The following is a 17,493-nucleotide window of genomic DNA, read 5'->3' as shown; positions in this document are numbered from 1 at the left end:
GGGCGGGCGTCCTTCTCGCCTCCCGTGCCGCACCGCGCTACGGTCGATTGACGTTTTTATTACATGAAAGGGAAGGGGGCAACGGGCCCTCGAAGGCCGTTTCCCACGTCCGGACGCCTGTTGCTACATGGTATTCCATGTAATAAATCCTCCAACCGCGTGACGGAGCGGCGCGCCGCGCGCGGCAAGAGCGGCGGGCGGCCCTATAATGGTCCGGGACCGCGACAGGAAGGAACCCGCGATGGGAATCCTCATCGGACTCGAGCACGTGGGCCACGAGTGGCCCGGCAAGCGCGTGCTCGAGGACCAGACCATAGGCATCAACGAGGGCGAGCGCATCGGCATCGTGGGCCGCAACGGCGACGGCAAGTCAACGCTGCTCGAGATCGTGGGCCACGTGCTTGATCCGGACGCGGGCACGGTGACGTGGCGACGCGGCATCAGCGTGGGCTACCTCGGCCAGTCGGACGAGCTCGGCGACAAGGACAGCGTGCGGCGCGCGATCTTCGGCGACGTGCCGGAGTACACCTGGGCCTCGGACGCCCGCATCCGCGCGATCCTTGACGAGCTCGTGGGCGACCTCGACCTCGACGGCCTCGTGGGCGAGCTCTCCGGCGGGCAGCGGCGCCGCGTGGACCTCTGCCGCGTGCTCTGCCACACCTGGGACGTCATCCTCATGGACGAGCCCACCAACCACCTTGACCTCGCCGCCATCGAGTGGCTGGCAGACCACCTCAAGCGCCGCTGGCCGGCGGGCGAGGGGGCGCTGCTCGTGGTCACGCACGACCGGTGGTTTCTCGATGAGGTCTGCGAGCACATGTGGGAGGTCCACGACCGCAGGATCGAGCCCTTCGAGGGCGGCTACTCCGCCTACATCCAGCAGCGCGTGGAGCGCGAACGCCAGGCGGCCGTCATCGAGGAGCGCCGCCAGAACACGCTGCGCAAGGAGCTCAACTGGCTTGCGCACGGCGCCAAGGCGCGCACGAGCAAGCCGAAGTTCCGCATCGAGGCCGCGCGCGCCCTCATCGCCAACGACCCGCCGCTCAGAAACCCGCTCGAGCTCAAGCGCCTTGCCGTGAGCCGCCTGGGCAAGCAGGTCATCGAGATGAAGGACGTGTGCTTTGCGTACGCGAACGGCCCGCGCGTGATCGACGGCGTGGACTGGCTCATCGGCCCCGGCGACCGCTACGGCATACTCGGCGCCAACGGCGCGGGCAAGTCCACGCTGCTCGCGCTCATGACGGGGGCTCTCGCGCCCACGTCCGGAACGGTGAAGATCGGCGCCTCGGTGCGCTTTGGCTTCATGAGCCAGCACCTCGACGCGCTCGGCGAGAAGGACGACTGGCGGGTGCTCGAGGTCCTCGGCCGCTACAAGCGGAGCTACCTCGTGGGCGGCAAGATGCAGAGCCCCACGCAGCTCATCGAGCGCCTGGGCTTCGAGCAGCGCGAGCTGCAGAACTTCATCAAGGACCTCTCCGGCGGGCAGCGTCGGCGCCTGGCGCTCCTCTGCGTCATCCTGGAGGAGCCCAACGTGCTCGTGCTCGACGAGCCGGGCAACGACCTCGACACGGACATGCTCGCCGTGATGGAGGACCTGCTCGACAGCTGGCCGGGCACGCTGCTCGTGGTCTCCCACGACCGCTACCTCATGGAGCGCGTGACCGACGACCAGTTCGCGCTCATTGACGGCCACGTGCGCCACGTCCCGGGTGGCGTGGACGAGTACCTGCGCCTGCTGGACGAGAAGGACGACGGGTCGTCGGCCGCCGCCGCGCCTGAGGCGCAGAAGGACGGTCCCTCTCGCCCCGCGGCGTCCGGCCTCACCAACCAGGAGCGCCGCGAGCTCAAGAAACGCTTCGACGCGGTGAGCCGCAAGCTCGAGAAGACGGCGGGGGAGCCTGACCGCCTGCGCGCCGAGATGGCCGCCGTGGACGCGAGCGACTACGCCGCCCTCATGGCCGCGCAGGAGGCGCTCGACGCGTGCCTCGCCGAGCGAGAGGACCTCGAGGACGAGTGGCTCGAGCTCTCCGAGAGGCTCGGCATCGAGTAGGTCTTAGAGCGCGGCGCGCAGAGCCGCCTCGAAGGCGTCGAGGTCCGCGACATCGGGATGACCCAGCGCGCGGTCGAAGTTCTCGATCATGGGACCGAACCTCTTCGGGTCCTGCTCTGCCATCTTGACGTAGCGCTCGCGCACTGCGGGCGGCATCTGGCCCTGGCACATGAAGCGCCCAACCACCTCCGCGCCCTCGGGCAATGCGGACTGGAACCGGTCGAGCACGCGGTCGTAGTACGCCTGGCTGCCCCCGAAGCCGCAGGTGCCGAAGAGGAAGACGCGCTTTCCGTCGAGCGCGGCGAGGGCATCTGACAGCGCCGGGTCAAGTCCGCCCTTGTCGGTCCAAGAGCCAAGAAGGACCGTGTCGGCATCGGCGACGGAGTCGACGATCGCGTCACCCAGGACGTCTCTCGCTCGCTGAGCGAGCTTCTCGGTGTTTCCGGTCTTTGAGCTGCAGATGATTGCGCAGGTCATGAATCCTCCTCTGTTGGCTAGCCATCTTGTACCCAAGGGCGCGCTTCTAAACCTCCCACTGGGAGGTTTTCATGTCCACGCGCCCGCTGGGAAGGAAGCCAACGCCCTCCGCCTCCAGCATCCGTCGCTGCTCGCCCGGGCCCCCGAAGGCAAAGCCGGGCGCGAGGGAGCCGTCCGCGAAGACCACGCGGTGGCACGGCACGCCGCCGGCGACGCCGGGGCTGCCGTGCATGGCGTAGCCAACCTGACGGGCGCACCTCGGCGCCCCCATGAGGCGCGCAACCTGGCCGTAGCTGGCTACGCGTCCCTCCGGGACCTGGCGCACCACGTCCCAGGCGCGCTCGAAGAACGACTGCTCCATAGCGCCTCCAATCCGCTATGCTCAGGCTACACCAATCGAAGGGGGACCCCACCATGGAGCTCGAGAAGAACGCCTCCGCCCTGCTCGTCATCGACGCCATCGAGGCCGTGGGCGAGGACTCGCTCTACGACCCCGACGCCGCGACCGCCGCCTACCGCGATGCCGTGGCGCGTGCCGTGGCCGCCTGCCACGCCGCCGGCGTCCCGGTGATCTTCTGCAACGACGCCCACGTCCGCGGCCTCGATCGCGAGCTCGCGCTCTGGGGTGAGCACGGCATCGCCGGCGAGTCCCGCATCTTCCCCGAGATCGAGGTGGGGGAAGGCGACATCATTGTCCCCAAGCGCCGCTACTCCGGCTTCTTCCAGACCGACCTCGACCTCACCCTGCGCGAGCTGGGCGTCACGACCGTCATCGCCGTGGGCGCGGACACCAACATCTGCGTCCTTCACACGCTTGCCGACGCCTACTTCAACAACTACGCGTCCGTCGTGGTGACCGACGCCACGATGACCTTCCTCTGCGGCACCCAGGAGGGCGCGCTCGAGCACTGCGAGAAGTGCTATGGGTCCCAGCTCGTGACCGTCGCGGAGCTGGAGGCGGCGCTGGGGTAGCGGAGCACGGGCACCCCCCGAAAATTAATCCGCCCCCTGATGCCCCCACGTCGCGTTTTCCCTGATGGCTCCTTGGCCTTGATGCCACAGGGCGGATTAATTTTCGCCTGCGCCGGAGGCACCTCACCATATCCGCAACCTCACCCATGCCATTTCCGCATGACATCTCATGCGGTATGGGAATTGTACATAATGACGCTGCGTCGCTAAACTGGACCCAGGATGTGGAAAAGGGACAGTCCCTTTTCCACGCTTGGGAGGGAATGTGATGGGCGAGAAGATCGTTGAGAACCGGACGTTCGATGAGGAGCGGGCCCTGTACGGCGAGAAGGACCTCGTCGTGCGCAACTGCCGCTTCGACGGGCCCGCCGACGGCGAGAGCGCCTTCAAGGAGTGCGAGGGCGTCACCGTTGACGGGGCCTTCATGAACCTGCGCTACCCGTTCTGGCATGACCGCGGGCTCACGCTCCGCGACGTCGAGATGACCGAGCTCTGCCGCGCCGCGCTCTGGTACTCACGCGACGTCACGATAGAGGGCAGCCGGCTCCACGGCATCAAGGCGCTGCGCGAGTGCGCGGACGTCCGCATGAGCGGCTGCGACATCGCCTCGCCCGAATTCGGCTGGTCCACGGACGGCATCGAGATGGAGGACTGCGCGGCCGAAAGCGAATACTTCATGATGCGCTCGAGCCATCTCCTCTTCCGGAACGTGCGCCTCTCAGGAAAGTACTCGTTCCAGTACATAGAGGACGCCGTCTTCGAGGACTGCGACCTCGACACCAAGGATGCGTTCTGGCACGCAAAGAACGTCGTGGTGCGCGATTCGCACGTGAAGGGCGAGTACCTCGGCTGGTACAGCGAGGACGTGACCTTTGAGAACTGCCTCATCGAGGGCACGCAGCCGCTCTGCTACTGCAGGGGCCTGCGGCTCGTGAACTGTCGGATGGAGGGCTGCGACCTCGCCTTCGAGCGTAGCCACGTCCAGGCCGCGCTCACGGCGCCCATCGCGAGCATCAAGAACCCGCTCGAGGGGAGCCGTATCACGCTGCCGGCCGTAGGCGAGGTAATCCGGGACATCGAGGGCGCCACGGGTGTCGTGGTGGTTTCGGGCTAGGGGAGCGGCGGGCGAGAAGAGCATGCCGCCTGTTCACGTCTCCGCGTGGAATGGCGTCCAGAACCCGCACGTCCTTCTCGCCAGGAAAAGTCGGGGCGGCCCGTGGACGGGATGCTTGTCCAAGGCGTCCGCGGGCCGCCCCAACCACTACAGCTGCGTCGTGAGGCCGCCGTCGACGTAGATGGTCTGACCGGTGCAGTAGGTGTTGGCCTCGCTCGCGAAGACGAGCATCTGCGGCACGAGCTCCACCGGGTCGGCAAAGCGCTTGAGGACGGTGCGGTTCTTGAGGACGAGCGAGCCCTCCGCCTCGAGGGCGTCGTGGGTCATCTCGGTGTCGAAGACGCCCGGCGCGATGGCATTCACGAGCACGCCGTAGGGCGCGAGCTCGGCCGCGAGCGCACGCGTGACCTGCAGGACGGCGCCCTTGGCGGCGAAGTAGCCGATCTGCGTGGCGCCCGCTTGGATGGCGCCCACCGAGGCGATGTTGACCACGCGGCCGTAGCCCTGCTCGCGGAAGAGCGGCGCCACCTCGCGCGTCATGAGGAAGACGCTCGTGAGGTCGGTGGCGATGACCTTGTCCCACTGTGCGGTCGTGTGGTCCTCGAGCGGCGCGTACTCGCAGACGCCCGCGTTGTTGACGAGCACGTCGATGCGGCCGAACTCCTCCTTCACCTGCGCGACGGCCGCCTTGATGGACTCCTCGCTCGAGACGTCGCAGGCCACCGGCAGGCAGCGGACACCAAAGGCGCGGCACTCGTCGGCGACCCGCTCGAGGCGCTCCACGCGGCGGGCAAGGATGGCGACGTCGGCGCCCTGCTCGGCGAGGGCGTGCGCGAAGGCGACGCCGAGGCCCGAGGAGGCGCCCGTGACGAGGGCGACGCGGCCATGGAAGTCAAGGTTGAGCATGTTCTTCTCCTTTCGCTGGGATGACGGACCCATGGTACGCCGCGACGCAGCGGCGTCGGGGTGCCCCTTCGGCGGGCGGCTGTCGCGAGAAGAACGCGCTCAAATTCGTACTTGTCACGCCGAGGGAAGGGTGCTATAGTTCTTCCTCGCACAACGACCGGGTGGTGGCGCAGTTTGGTAGCGCACTTGACTGGGGGTCAAGGGGTCGCTGGTTCGAATCCAGTCCACCCGACCAGGAATTGACGAGGCCAGGGAGTCATCCCTGGCCTTTTTCGTGCGTCGCAACCGGCTGGACGCCCGGGTTCCCACGAACGTGTTGTGGGATTGGGGGTCATGGCAGTTTCCGGGGCCGTGGCGTTGTCCCGTTGGGGGTTGTGGCAATCACGGCCGTGCACCAACTGGGCGTTCTTCTCGCCCCGTTGCGGAATGTGGGGTCGTGGCAGGGCGATTGCCGCCACGACCCCACATTCCGCAACACTGCGGACGGCTGGATTGCCACGACCCCAGAATCGTTGACGCAGGGCGTCCCGGAGCTCCTCGCGGAAGCGTCAAGGACATGAAGGGGGGCACGGGAGACTGTCACCCCCGCGCCCCCTGATCGCGCGCCTGCGCCCTCCTAGCGGGCCCGCCGCCTCCTTCCGCCCATGCGCACGGCGATCGCCGCCCCGGCCGCGAGGGCCGTCACGCCGACCGTCGCCACAGCGCCGGCGCTCGTCGGCGTGGCGTCGCCCGTGTCGGGCAGCGGCCGCTTCCGGGCGCGCTTCCCGGCAGGCTTCGCATCGCCGCGCGCCGTCGCGGACGCGCCTCCCTCGCGTCCGGACGGCGCGTCGGTCGACGGCCTTGACCCGGGGTCGACCCCGGGCTGAGGCTCGGGCTCGGGCGTGCTCTTCACGCTCGCGGCGAGGTCGAAGTGCTGCGGCGTCACCGCGTAGCCCTCCTCCTCGGAGCCGGTCACGCCGATCGGCACCACGGTGAAGCGAAGCTCGCTCGCCTCGTAGCCCTCCGGCGCGGACGTCGGCCTCAGCACGTAGTCGCCCGGCACGAGGTAGGCGTCGTCGCCGTCGCGCCACGCGCGGGCGTCGGCATCGAAGGCGTCGTCGCGCGCCGCGACGGCCTGGAGCTCCTCATAGGCGGGCGTCGCCTTGGTGGCCGGCGAGAAGGACCCGGCGGCGTCAGAGGCGAGGCCGCTCGCGACAGGCCGCTCCTGGCCGTCGACCACGGCGAGGAGGTCATAGGCCACCCCCTCGACGGGCGTGCCGCCGGTGGTGACCGTGAAGTTGACCGGGATGGGCAGCGAGCGATACACGAGGTAGTAGTTCTTGTCGCGATAGACCCTCCCCGACGCGTCGCGCGCCATGGTGAGGTAGTGGTTACCCTGGCCCTCCGCCTTGAGCGGGTCGTTAGCGTCGGCGCTCTCGGGGTGCGGGGCCTTGTCGATGTCGTCGCCCACGAGGACGTAGCCCGGAATCGTGCGGGCGGCGAGCTCGGCGTAGGTGGGCTTCACCTCGCCGTAGACCCAGCGGTCCGCCGCGGCGTCGTAGACGAAGTCCTTGCTCGGCGAGCCCTCGGGGCTGAGGAGGGGCTGGCCGTAGAGCATCATCGAGCCGTACGCGGTCTGGGACGACCCGCGCGTGACCGTGGGCTCTGCGAGGTCGGCGACGTCGAGCGGCGGGAAGGGGGCCTCGGAATAGGCGCGCTCGCCCGCGCTGCGCTCCCGGATCGGGTCCTTGGCGCCGAGCCCGCGCGCGGCGCGATACGCCCCCTCCTCGACGAGGTGGAAGGTCGCGCTCGTGGGCTGCTGCGTCCGATAGCTGCGGAACAGGTTCCCGGGCGGGACCGTGGCGTCGGGAGTTCCGGGATAGCCGTCCGCGACGATCGTCGTGGCGCCCTCGGGGACGTCGAAGCGCACCTCGAAGTACTGGGTCGCCCCGACGGGATAGTTGATGCGCCAGTAGATGCCCTGGGCGGGCAGGTCCTCGCCGTTGTGCCTGACCACGGAGGTGGGGAGCAGCTGGAACGAGCCGTTGCCGGGGCCCGAGACGAGCGGGTTGGGGCTGTCCCACGCGTCATAGGAGAGGTGTCCCACGGTGAACGTGAAGCCGTGACCGTAGGAGAGGTTCGCGGGCATGAACGCCACGTAGAAGTGGATGTGCGCGAGCTGGTCGTGATACTGCACGAAGGGCTCGAGCGGGGGCATGTTGAGCGCGTTGGGCTTGAAGGGCATCTTCACCACGGAGCCGTCCTTCATCTCGAGCTCGACGTACATGGCGTAGTTCTGGTAGGGGCCCTTGCCCTCGTGCGTGCTCTCGGCGATCATCTCGGGCGTGAGCTTGTCGGGGAAGGGGTTCTCGGCCTCCTCGGACGCGTCGATCACAATCGGGTCGCCCTGACTGAGGCCCGTTCCCTCGGCCGCGCGGGCGACGGCGGCGCCGACGGGGGCCACCCCCGCCGTGACGGGGACGGGGGCCATCGCGACGCCGAGCCCGAGGGCGAGCCCCAGCCCCACGCCGCAGGCGACCCGCGCGAGTCGGGCGCGCCCCGCCAGCCTCTCGTCGGGACGCTCGCGCCCCGCTTCCTGCACGCTATCCCGCACGTCCATCGTGACCTCCGCATCGTCTCGGGTGTCTTGGGTGCGCGCACGGTAGCACGTCGCGGACCCGCTGGCGAGCAGGAGGGCGCCCCATAGCGAGAAGAACCGACGAACGGCGCCTCCCCGCTGGCGAGCGGTTAGACGATGACGTAAGGTAACGTATATTTCAATATACTCCCGCTATATCGCCTTTGGTCAACGCATTTATGTTACTGACGCGGGCGCATACATGCCGGGCGTCGCTCACGCCACACGGCGTTTGCGCGGCGGAAACCCGCACGACACACTGGCGTGCCTAAGATGGAGGGACGTTTCTGCACCAGACATTGGAGGACGACATGGCACGCGTGTACAACTTCTCCGCTGGCCCCGCCGTTCTGCCCGAGGAGGTCCTCAGGCAGTGCGCGGACGAGATGCTCGACTATGCCGGCTGCGGCATGAGCGTCATGGAGATGAGTCACCGATCTTCCGTCTTCCAGAAGATCATCGACGACGCCGAGGCGGACCTCAGGAGCCTCATGGGCATCCCCGAGAACTACAAGGTCATCTTCGTCCAGGGCGGCGACTCCCTGCTCTTCTCCACGGTCTTCATGAACCTCGCCACCAACGGCAAGGCCGACTACGTGATCACCGGCAACTGGGCCAAGAAGGCCTTCCAGGAGGCTCAGATCCTCGGCGACGCCGTGGCCGTGGCCTCCTCCGCGGACAGGAACTTCTCCTACATCCCCGACTGCTCCGACCTGCCCATCCGCGAGGACGCGAGCTACCTCTACATCTGCGAGAACAACACGATCTACGGCACCAAGTTCGGCGAGCTGCCCAACACAAAGGGCCACGTCCTGGTGGCCGACCAGAGCTCGATGTTCCTCTCCGAGCCCGTGGACGTCACCCGCTACGGCCTCATCCACGCCGGCGTGCAGAAGAACGTGGGCCCCGCGGGCGTCCAGATCGTGATCGTGCGCGAGGACCTCGTACCCGACGAGCTGCCGGGCGTCCCCACGATGTTGCGCCTCAAGACGCAGGTCGACGCCGGCTCGCTCTACAACACCCCCAACTGCTGGGGCATCTACGTCTGCGGCAAGGTCTTCAAGTGGATCGAGAAGAACGGCGGGCTCGCCGCGATGGGGGAGCGCAACGCCGAGAAGGCCGCCGTGCTCTACGACTTCCTCGACGAGTCCGAGCTCTTCTCGTCCACCGTGGAGCCGCGCGACCGCTCGCTCATGAACGTGCCGTTCGTGACCGGGAACAAGGAGCTTGACGCGGAGTTCGTCGCCGAGGCCGCCAAGGCGGGGCTCGTCAACCTCAAGGGCCACCGCTCCGTGGGCGGCATGCGCGCCTCCATCTACAACGCCATGCCTCGCGAGGGCGTGGAGGCGCTCGTCAGCTTCATGAAGGACTTCGAGCTCTCTCACTGACCTGCAAAATGGGGACGTGTTTTTTCGCGCAGAAGATTTGGGACAGGTTCTCTGGGCGAGCGCGTACCCCTTACCAGCCAGGTACGGAACCTGTCCCAAATCTTCTGCGCGAAAAAACACGTCCCCATTTTGCGGAGGGAACCATGTACAAGATCTGCTGCCTCAACAACATCGCCAAGGTCGGGACCGACCACCTCGGCGAGGGCTACGAGTTCGTGAGCGAGCCGGAGGGCGCCGACGCCCTCATGGTGCGCTCCGCGAACCTCCACGAGCTCGAGCTCGGAGACGGCCTTCTGGCCATCGCCCGAGCGGGGGCCGGCGTCAACAACATCCCCGTCGAGCGCTGCGCCGAGCAGGGCGTCGTCGTCTTCAACACGCCCGGTGCGAACGCCAACGCGGTGAAGGAGCTCGTCATCTGCGGCATGCTCCTCGCCTGCCGCGACGTCATCGGTGGCGCGGCGTGGGTGGCCGAGAACAGCGACGACCCGGACGTCGGCAAGAAGGCGGAGAAGGCAAAGAAGCAGTTCGGCGGCTGCGAGCTCGCGGGCAAGAGCGTCGGCGTCGTCGGCCTCGGGGCCATCGGGGCCGCGGTCGCAAACTCCCTCATCGACCTCGGCTGCGAGGTCATGGGCTACGACCCGTACCTCTCCATCAACGCGGCGTGGAGCCTCGACCGCAGGATCGAGCACGTCACTGACCTCGGCGAGATGCTCTCCCGCTGCGACTTCGTGACGCTGCACGTCCCGGCCACCGACTCAACGCGCAAGATGATCTCGGCCGAGATGATCGCGCGCATGCCGCGCGGCGCCGTGCTGCTCAACTTCGCGCGCGACCTGCTCGTCGACGAGCAGGCGCTCGCCGAGGCGCTCGACGACGGCCGCGTGGGCCGCTACGTCACCGACTTCGCCAACCCGGCGAGCGCCAACATGAAAAACGCCATCGTGCTGCCGCACCTCGGCGCCTCGACCGGCGAGGCCGAGGACAACTGCGCCGTCATGGCCGCCAACGAGCTCAAGGACTACCTCGAGAACGGCAACATCAGGAACTCCGTCAACTACGGGCAGGTTGACCTCGGCCCCGTGGGCGAGGGCGACGAGCGCGTGGCGATCTTCCACGAGAACGTGCAGGGCGTCATCGGCCTCCTCTCCGCGACGCTCGCCGCCTCGGGCCTCAACATCGAGAACATGACCAACAAGAGCCGTGGCAGCAACGCCTACACGCTCATCGAGGTATCGGGCGACGTCACCCCCGAGGTGGGCGAGCAGCTCTCCCAGATCGCGGGCGTGCGGCGCGTCCGCGTCATCGAGCGCCCCTAGCCGCACCCGGGCTCGCTCGCCCCGGGAGGCGCCCGGGGCGAGCGATTGAAAGTACGCTAATATGGGTATCTCGTTTGAGGAGTGTAGACCCAGGCTCGAGAGGCAAGTAGTGTCAGAGAGAACCGACCGCATCACGTCGCTGCTCCGCGACATCGCGGACGCCGATGCCGCGGAGCGACAGAGGACCGGCCGCGCCAACGCGCCCGTCGGCTCGTCGGAGAACCCCTCCACCCAGGTCCTCACGGTCGCCAACGTCATAACCTTCTGCCGCCTCGCCCTCACGTTCGCCTTCCTCGCGCTGTTCACGGGCGGCGGCAACCGCGCCCTCGCCCTCACCTGCTACGCCGTGGCCGCGGTGACCGACTTCCTTGACGGCCAGGTCGCCCGGCGCACCCAGACGGTGAGCTGGCTCGGGAAGATCATGGACCCGATCATGGACCGCGTGCTGCTCTTCACCGGCGTGCTCGGGCTCCTCGTCATGGGGGAGCTGCCCGTCTGGGTGCCCGTCTTCGTCATCGGCCGCGACGTCTACCTCGCCGCGGGCAGCCTCGTCCTCAGGCACTTCCGCGTGCGCCCGATCGACGTCGCCTACATCGGCAAGGTCGCCACGGCCCTGCTCATGTTCGGCTTCTGCGACCTCCTGCTCGGCATGCCCGTGATCGACGGGCTCGGCGTCGTCGCCGCGTCCTGGCTTCCTGGGCTCAACGACCAGGCCGCCGCGCTCGGCATCTTCTTCGTGTACGCCGGCGTCGTCTGCTCTACCGCGACCGCCGTCGTCTACACCCGCACCGCCCTCGGCATCATTCGCGCGAGCAGAGAGGGCGAGCGCTGATGGACGCACGCATGGGAACCCTCTACGAGGAGCACCTCCTGCTCGGGGCAAGCTTTCTGCCCAACGAGTCGACCGGGCTTCTCGCCGTGCGCTCCTACCCCTGCGAGGGCGAGAAGGACCTGGGCGAGGCGCTCCTCGGCGCCGTCGTCGCCGACCTCACGGGCACGACCTACGCCCTGCTCTCCGGCGACGCCGCTCCCGACCTCGCCCGCTCGGCGCTCGCCGGCAGGCCCCTCTCGGTGGGCGATGCCTCCTTCGAGGCCGTGCTTCGGGGGGACGGCAGCGTGCTGGGCGCCCCGCTCGTCCTGAGGACGGGCGACCACGAGCACGTGCTGCTCGACCCGACCCCGCGCGGCGAGGCGACCACCGCCTGGCTCGAGCTCGTGCGGGGCGCAGGCGGCGACGAGGGGCCCCTTCGGGACTGCTCGCTCGAGGACGCGTGCGGCATGCTCGTGCCCCTGCTCTGCGCCGGGGACGGCGCCGGTCGCGTGGTCTCCGACTACCTCGTGCGGACCGGGGCGCGCCTGCCCCGCACCGGCGAGGTCGCCTCCGTGCTGCTCGACGCGATCCCCGCCCTCGTAGCGCGGGTCCCCGTCATCGACGCCGAGGCATACCTCCTGCTCGTCCCCGCGCCGTCAGCGCGCGCGATCTGGCGCAGCCTCCTGTCCTTCGCCGAGGTGTCCCCGGTGGGCGTCGAGGCCGTCCGCGAGCTGTTCGCCAGCCGGCTCCCCTGGGCCGCGGCGCTCTCCGCGCCGGGCCCCGTCGCCCTCGGCCGCGCCAAGCTCGAGGGATGGGGCATCGTCAGGGCGGGGGACGACTTCGTCGGGGCGCGGGGGCTCGCGTCCTAGGGGCGCGCAACGCGATCGGGGCGATGCCCCGAGAGGGGAGAGGCAGACGTGAAGTACTCGATCAACGCGCAGGAGGCGCCCGACGCCATCGGCCCCTACTCGCAGGGCACGACCGCCGGGCGGCTCGTCTTCGCCTCCGGCCAGCTCCCGATCTCCCCGGACGACAAGCGCTCTCTCGTCCCGGGCGGCATCACCGAGCAGACCGAGCGCGTCATCGACATCATCGAGTCCATCCTCGGGGAGGTGGGCTGCACGCTCGCCGACGTCGCCCAGACCACCGTCTACCTCGCGAGCCTCGAGGACATGGATGCCATGAACGAGGTCTACGCGCGCAGGTTCACGACCCCGGCCCCCGCCCGGGCCGTGGTGGGGGTCTCCGAGCTGCCGCTTGGCGCCCTGATTGAGATGGACTGTGTCGCGTGCAGGTGAAGCGCGCTATGATGGTACTCTGAACAGAAACGAGGGGAGACACATGCCCAACACCAATACCAGCGCCGGCTCCACCGAGATCTTCCGCATGCCCGCCGCGGACTCGACGATCCCCGACCTCATGGGGACGGCAAAGCCCGCCCACCCGACGCTCACCATCGTGAAGGGGCCGCAGATCGGCGAGACCTTCGAGCTCGACGCCCCCGAGATCACGCTCGGGCGCGACCCCAAGAACAGCGTCTTCCTGAACGACATGACGGTCTCGCGCCGCCACGCCACCATGGACCTCTCCAACAGCGCGCTCGGCCTCGCCACCATCGAGGACCTCGGCTCGCTCAACGGGACCTGGGTCGATGGCGCCATCGTGAGCAAGGCGAGCCTCAAGGACGGCTCCACCATCCAGATCGGCACGTTCCGCATGGTGTTCCACGTGAACGGCCGCCCGCGCAGGATCGACGCGGAGGCGTAAGCCCCCATGGCCGACGCGGGATACCTGACCATAGGGAAGGTCGTCAAGCGACTGCAGCAGCAGTACCCCGACCTCTCCGTGTCCAAGGTGCGCTACCTGCAGGACGAGGGCCTTCTCAACCCCTCGCGCACGCCGAGCGGCTACCGCCTCTACTCGCAGCGCGACGTCAGGCGCCTCGAGACGATCCTCTATCTACAGAAGAACCGCTTCCTCCCGCTCTCGGTCATCAAGGAGGAGCTGGAGCGCGCGGACAGCGGCCAGCAGCCGAGCCCCGAGCTCGGGGGGGCGGACCCCATAGCGCTCCCCGTCGACGACGAGGAGGTCGCCGGCAAGCTCCACCCCATCGACCGCATGCCCGAGCTCACCGGCGCCACCGCGAGCTTCGTGCGCCAGCTCTCCGAGGCCGGCGTCATCACGCTCACGAGGTCCCCCCACGGGCGCGACCTCGTCGACGGGCGAGACTTCCCCCTCATCCGCGTCTGCGACGAGCTGCGCCACTTCGGAATCGGGCCGAAGAACCTCCGCCAGTACGTCATCGCCGCCAACCGCGAGTCCGCCATGTTCGAGCAGGCCCTCGTCGTCTATGCCCGCAAGGGAGGCGGCGTCGAGCTCGAGCCCACCGACGAGACGCGCCAGCGCTTCAACCATGCGTTCTCCCGCATGCTCGGCCTCACGAACGCCGTGAGGGACGAGCTCATCCAGAGGCGCGTCAAGGAACCGTTCAAGGACAAGGGCGCCGAGCGCTAGGCCCGGTCACCCGCGAGAGGAGAGGGAAGCCTTGTCAGACTTCGACTTCGCGAGCCGCATCATCGACATCCCCGACTATCCCGAGCCGGGCGTCGTCTTCAAGGACATCACGCCGCTCTTCGACGACCCCGAGGCGCTGCGCGCCGTCGTCGACGACATCGCCGGGCACTTCGAGGGGCGGGGCATCACCAAGGTCGTGGGCGCGGAGGCGCGGGGCTTTCTCATCGGCGCGCCCGTCGCATACCGACTCGGCTGCGGGTTCGTGCCCGCCCGCAAGCCCGGCAAGCTCCCGCGCGCCGTCTACTCCCAGAGCTACTCGCTCGAGTACGGGACCGACGAGATCCAGATCCACCGCGACGCGCTGACCCCCGACGACCGCGTCCTCGTCGTCGACGACCTCGTCGCGACCGGCGGCACCGCGATCGCGGCCGCGCGCCTCGTCGAGCAGTCGGGCGCCGCCGTCGAGGGCTTCGCCTTCATCCTCGAGCTCGCCTTCCTCAAGCCCCGCGAGGTCATCTCCGAGGCGTGCGACCACGAGGTCTACACCCTCGTCAAGGTCTCCTAGCGCCCGGATGGAGGACCTTCCGCAACAGGAGATAGTCAGGCGCCTCTCTCGGCGCTTCCAGGTCGCCCTCGTGCTCGAGGGCCTGGTCGTCGGGCTCGTCGCGGGCGGCGTGGTCACGCTCTACCGCCTCGTCCTCTCGAACGCCGAGCGGCTCCTGCGCCTCGTCACGGGCGCCGCGGCGGGAAGCCCGCTGCTCATGGCCGCGTGGTTCGCGGTCCTCGCCGTTCTTCTCGCCTGCGTCTCCGCCCTCATCGTCTGGGAGCCCGCCACCTCCGGCTCCGGCATCCCGCAGATCGACGCCGAGGTCGTCGACCGCATGGACGCCCCCTGGCGAAGGGTCTTGCCCGCAAAGTTCGCCGAGGGCGCGATGCTCGCCCTCGCCGGGCTCTCGCTCGGCCGCGAGGGTCCGTCCGTCCAGCTCGGCGGCATGTCGGGAAAGGCGGTCTCCCGTGCCCTGCGCAGGAAGAGGGGAGAGGAGCGCCTGCTCGTGACCTGCGGCGCCGCCGCCGGGATGTCGGCCGCGTTCCATGCCCCGCTGACCGGCGTCCTCTTTGCGCTCGAGGAGATCCACAAGGAGTTCACCGCGCCGCTCATCATCTCTGTCATGTGCTCGTCGGTCGCCTCAGACTACCTCGTCTCCCAGGCGCTCGGCGTCTCGCCCGTGATCAGCCTCGCCCTCGGGGCCGACCTGCCGCATGCGAGCTATGCCTTCGTCGTGGCCCTCGGCCTTTTGGCGGGAGTCCTCGGCGCGCTCCACAACCGGGGCATGTTCGCCTGCCAGGACCTCTTCGGGAGGGTGCGCTCCCACCTGCCGCTGGCGCGGCTCGCCGTGCCCTTCGCGCTCGCGGGCATCGTTGCCTTCGCCTGGCCGGAGCTCCTCTGCGGCGGGGACGCCATCATCGAGCTCCTCGAGTCCCCCCAGGGGCTCGGCGTCGCGGCCATCCTCGCGCTCCTGCTCGGCAAGTACCTCTTCACCACCGTCTGCTTCGGCTCCGGGGCGCCGGGAGGGACGCTCCTGCCGCTCGTGGTCATGGGGGCCCTCATGGGCGGCCTCTTCGCGCGCGCGGCTGGCGCGCTCGGGGTGCCGGGGGAGTACTTCCCGAACTTCGTCGCGCTCGGCGTGGCCGGGCTCTTCTCGGGCGTCGTGAGGGCGCCCGTGACGGCCGTCGTGCTCGTCTTCGAGCTCACCGGCTCGCTCGACGCGCTTCTCTCGGCCTCGATCGTGTCCGTCGTGGCCTATGTGACCGCCAACCTCACCGAGACCGAGTCGTTCTACGAGCACCTGCTCGCGGCGCTTCTCGGCTCCTCGGGTCACGAGGCCGATAGAGGGGCGGGGACGGTGGGCGGAAAGTCGCTTCAGACCATCCTCGTGGGCGCGGGAAGCCGCCTCGAGGGGATGCTCGTCCGCGAGGTGCCGTGGCCCGACGGGATGCGCGTCGTGACGATCGAGCGCGCGGGAGGTGACGTGGTGCCCACGGGGAGCACGCGCATCGAGGCGCTCGACCGCCTCCTGGTCATCGTCGACTCATCGGTGACCGACGACGCCTTCCTCAAGCTCCGCCTCATGTCCTCGCAGCGCGTCCTCTGACGGGGGATTCTTTCCGTCATCGCTACTTTACATAAGATATATTATCGCGGTTTTAGAAATCGCAGGAAGAGAAGGGGACCGCCGCCTCAACGCATTGTCTGAGACGACGGTCCGAGAACCCGAGGGATGACGTCATCCCTCGACGGGATGTCCCAGGTACGCCGCGGCGCTCGTCGCGGCGATGGCGCCGTCCGAGGCCGCCGTGACGATTTGCCTGAGCGGCTTTCTCCTCACGTCGCCCGCCACGAAGAGCCCCGGGGTCGTCGTGGCCATGCGCTCGTCCGTCACCGCATAGCCGCTCTCGTCAAGCTCGACGAGGCCTCTCAGAAGCCCTGACTCGGGCACGCGGCCCACGAGGACGAAGATCCCGAACGAGCCCTCCTCATAGGTCTCGACGCGCGTCTCGCCGGTGGCGTTGTCGCGGAACGTGATGCTCGACGGGAGCTCGCCGCCGTCGACCTCGACGATGCTCGTCATGAGGCGCAGCTCGACCTTTTCGTTGCGCTCGAGCTCCGACACGACAGATGCCTGCGCCCTCAGGTGGTCCTTGCGCACGACCACGGTGACCTTGCTCGCGAACCGCGTCAGGAAGAGCGCCTCCTCGGCAGCCGAGTTTCCCCCACCAATTACGAACACCTGTTTGCCTCTATAGAACATCCCGTCGCAGGTGGCGCAGTACGAGACGCCGTGCCCCGCGAAGCGGTCCTCGCCATCGAAGCCGGCCTTGCGCGGCTGCGCGCCGGCGGAGACGATGACGGCGGCGGCGTCATACGCGGCCGACGGCGTGCGGACCAGGAGGCGGCCGGTCTCGGCGTCTCGCTCGAGCGACTCGACGGGCTCCATCCTAATCTCGGCCCCGAGGCCGACCGCCTGCTCCCGCATGGCCTCCGTGAGACCGTATCCGTCCGCGTGCGGGACGCCCGGGTAGTTGTCGACCTCGCTCGTGAGGATGACCTGACCGCCGAGGGCCTCCCGCTCGAGCGTCACCGCATCGAGAAGCGAGCGGCTCGCGTAGATGGCGGCCGAGAGGCCGGCAGGCCCCCCGCCCACGATGACAAGGTCCTTCTGAGTTGCTTCCATGATGCGGGCTCCTCCCCTGCTCCTGACTTCCTTTCTCTGATGGTACCCCATGCTCCCCCGCCGCAACGCCAAAATGAGAGAGGGCGGCCCACATA

At 68.6% G+C, this 17,493-nt stretch carries 17 protein-coding genes and 1 tRNA gene; 13 read left to right on the top strand and 5 right to left on the bottom strand.

Annotated features, from left to right (window positions below; translation table 11 throughout):
• The first annotated feature begins 241 nt into the window (after positions 1 to 241).
• On the top strand, positions 242 to 2,050 hold the full coding sequence (locus E0L17_RS00645) for an ABC-F family ATP-binding cassette domain-containing protein (protein WP_167929365.1): 1,809 nt from the start codon (positions 242 to 244) through the stop codon (positions 2,048 to 2,050).
• Between the two features lie 3 nt (positions 2,051 to 2,053).
• Here the strand turns inward: E0L17_RS00645 and bilS are convergent, their stop codons facing one another.
• Both bilS and E0L17_RS00635 read right to left on the bottom strand, forming a co-directional pair.
• On the bottom strand, positions 2,054 to 2,527 hold the full coding sequence (gene bilS / locus E0L17_RS00640) for a flavodoxin family protein BilS (RefSeq protein WP_167929364.1): 474 nt from the start codon (positions 2,525 to 2,527) through the stop codon (positions 2,054 to 2,056).
• A gap of 46 nt (positions 2,528 to 2,573) precedes the next feature.
• A complete protein-coding gene (locus E0L17_RS00635; RefSeq protein ID WP_167929363.1) occupies positions 2,574 to 2,888 on the bottom strand; it encodes an MGMT family protein in 315 nt (104 codons plus the stop codon).
• A 53-nt stretch (positions 2,889 to 2,941) separates the two neighbouring features.
• On the opposite strand from E0L17_RS00635, the gene E0L17_RS00630 reads away from it, so the two are divergent.
• Positions 2,942 to 3,499, top strand: coding sequence for a cysteine hydrolase family protein (locus E0L17_RS00630; RefSeq protein WP_167929362.1), 558 nt, complete (start codon positions 2,942 to 2,944; stop codon positions 3,497 to 3,499).
• Between the two features lie 268 nt (positions 3,500 to 3,767).
• Positions 3,768 to 4,613 carry a DUF3737 family protein gene (locus E0L17_RS00625; RefSeq protein ID WP_167929361.1) on the top strand — a complete coding sequence of 282 codons (846 nt, stop codon included), beginning with the start codon at positions 3,768 to 3,770 and terminating at the stop codon, positions 4,611 to 4,613.
• A 147-nt stretch (positions 4,614 to 4,760) separates the two neighbouring features.
• Here the strand turns inward: E0L17_RS00625 and E0L17_RS00620 are convergent, their stop codons facing one another.
• The gene (locus tag E0L17_RS00620) at positions 4,761 to 5,519 is read right to left on the bottom strand and encodes an SDR family NAD(P)-dependent oxidoreductase (RefSeq protein WP_167929360.1); all 759 of its coding nucleotides are present in this window, start codon (positions 5,517 to 5,519) and stop codon (positions 4,761 to 4,763) included.
• A 158-nt stretch (positions 5,520 to 5,677) separates the two neighbouring features.
• Between E0L17_RS00620 and E0L17_RS00615 the strand changes: the two genes are divergently transcribed.
• A tRNA-Pro gene (locus tag E0L17_RS00615) sits at positions 5,678 to 5,754 on the top strand.
• Positions 5,755 to 6,135: 381 nt separating this feature from the next.
• On the opposite strand, the gene E0L17_RS00610 is transcribed toward E0L17_RS00615, so the two are convergent.
• A complete protein-coding gene (locus tag E0L17_RS00610; protein ID WP_167929359.1) occupies positions 6,136 to 8,118 on the bottom strand; it encodes a hypothetical protein in 1,983 nt (660 codons plus the stop codon).
• A 329-nt stretch (positions 8,119 to 8,447) separates the two neighbouring features.
• Between E0L17_RS00610 and serC the strand changes: the two genes are divergently transcribed.
• From serC to E0L17_RS00565, 9 genes are all read left to right on the top strand, one after another.
• Entirely contained in the window at positions 8,448 to 9,524 is a 1,077-nt protein-coding gene (serC, locus tag E0L17_RS00605) for a 3-phosphoserine/phosphohydroxythreonine transaminase (RefSeq protein ID WP_167929358.1), read from the top strand.
• A 143-nt stretch (positions 9,525 to 9,667) separates the two neighbouring features.
• Entirely contained in the window at positions 9,668 to 10,840 is a 1,173-nt protein-coding gene (locus E0L17_RS00600) for a 3-phosphoglycerate dehydrogenase family protein (protein WP_167929357.1), read from the top strand.
• 109 nt (positions 10,841 to 10,949) lie between these two features.
• Positions 10,950 to 11,672, top strand: a complete 723-nt coding sequence (locus tag E0L17_RS00595; RefSeq protein ID WP_353652921.1) for a CDP-alcohol phosphatidyltransferase family protein — start codon at positions 10,950 to 10,952, stop codon at positions 11,670 to 11,672.
• Positions 11,672 to 12,520, top strand: a complete 849-nt coding sequence (locus E0L17_RS00590; protein ID WP_167929355.1) for a hypothetical protein — start codon at positions 11,672 to 11,674, stop codon at positions 12,518 to 12,520. The genes E0L17_RS00595 and E0L17_RS00590 overlap by 1 nt, the downstream gene beginning before the upstream one ends.
• 48 nt (positions 12,521 to 12,568) lie before the next feature.
• Positions 12,569 to 12,949 (top strand): RidA family protein, encoded by a 381-nt coding sequence (locus tag E0L17_RS00585; protein ID WP_167929354.1) that lies wholly within the window; start codon positions 12,569 to 12,571, stop codon positions 12,947 to 12,949.
• 43 nt (positions 12,950 to 12,992) lie between these two features.
• Complete coding sequence (locus E0L17_RS00580; RefSeq protein ID WP_167929353.1) at positions 12,993 to 13,418, top strand: FHA domain-containing protein; 426 nt, start codon at positions 12,993 to 12,995, stop codon at positions 13,416 to 13,418.
• Between the two features lie 6 nt (positions 13,419 to 13,424).
• Complete coding sequence (gene ftsR, locus E0L17_RS00575; protein ID WP_167929352.1) at positions 13,425 to 14,165, top strand: transcriptional regulator FtsR; 741 nt, start codon at positions 13,425 to 13,427, stop codon at positions 14,163 to 14,165.
• 31 nt (positions 14,166 to 14,196) lie between these two features.
• Positions 14,197 to 14,730 carry an adenine phosphoribosyltransferase gene (locus E0L17_RS00570; RefSeq protein WP_167929351.1) on the top strand — a complete coding sequence of 178 codons (534 nt, stop codon included), beginning with the start codon at positions 14,197 to 14,199 and terminating at the stop codon, positions 14,728 to 14,730.
• 7 nt (positions 14,731 to 14,737) lie between these two features.
• Positions 14,738 to 16,318, top strand: a complete 1,581-nt coding sequence (locus tag E0L17_RS00565; RefSeq protein ID WP_167929350.1) for a ClC family H(+)/Cl(-) exchange transporter — start codon at positions 14,738 to 14,740, stop codon at positions 16,316 to 16,318.
• A gap of 132 nt (positions 16,319 to 16,450) precedes the next feature.
• Here E0L17_RS00565 and E0L17_RS00560 read toward each other — a convergent pair whose 3' ends face one another.
• Positions 16,451 to 17,398: an NAD(P)/FAD-dependent oxidoreductase gene (locus tag E0L17_RS00560; RefSeq protein ID WP_167929349.1), complete on the bottom strand. Its 948-nt coding sequence runs from the start codon at positions 17,396 to 17,398 to the stop codon at positions 16,451 to 16,453.
• Between the last annotated feature and the right edge of the window lie 95 nt (positions 17,399 to 17,493).

Source organism: Olsenella sp. SW781 (genome assembly GCF_012027725.1).
In the GTDB taxonomy this organism is placed as follows: domain Bacteria; phylum Actinomycetota; class Coriobacteriia; order Coriobacteriales; family Atopobiaceae; genus Thermophilibacter.
Note: the sequence above shows the minus strand (reverse complement) of the source record. Positions and strands in the feature narration are given on the sequence as shown.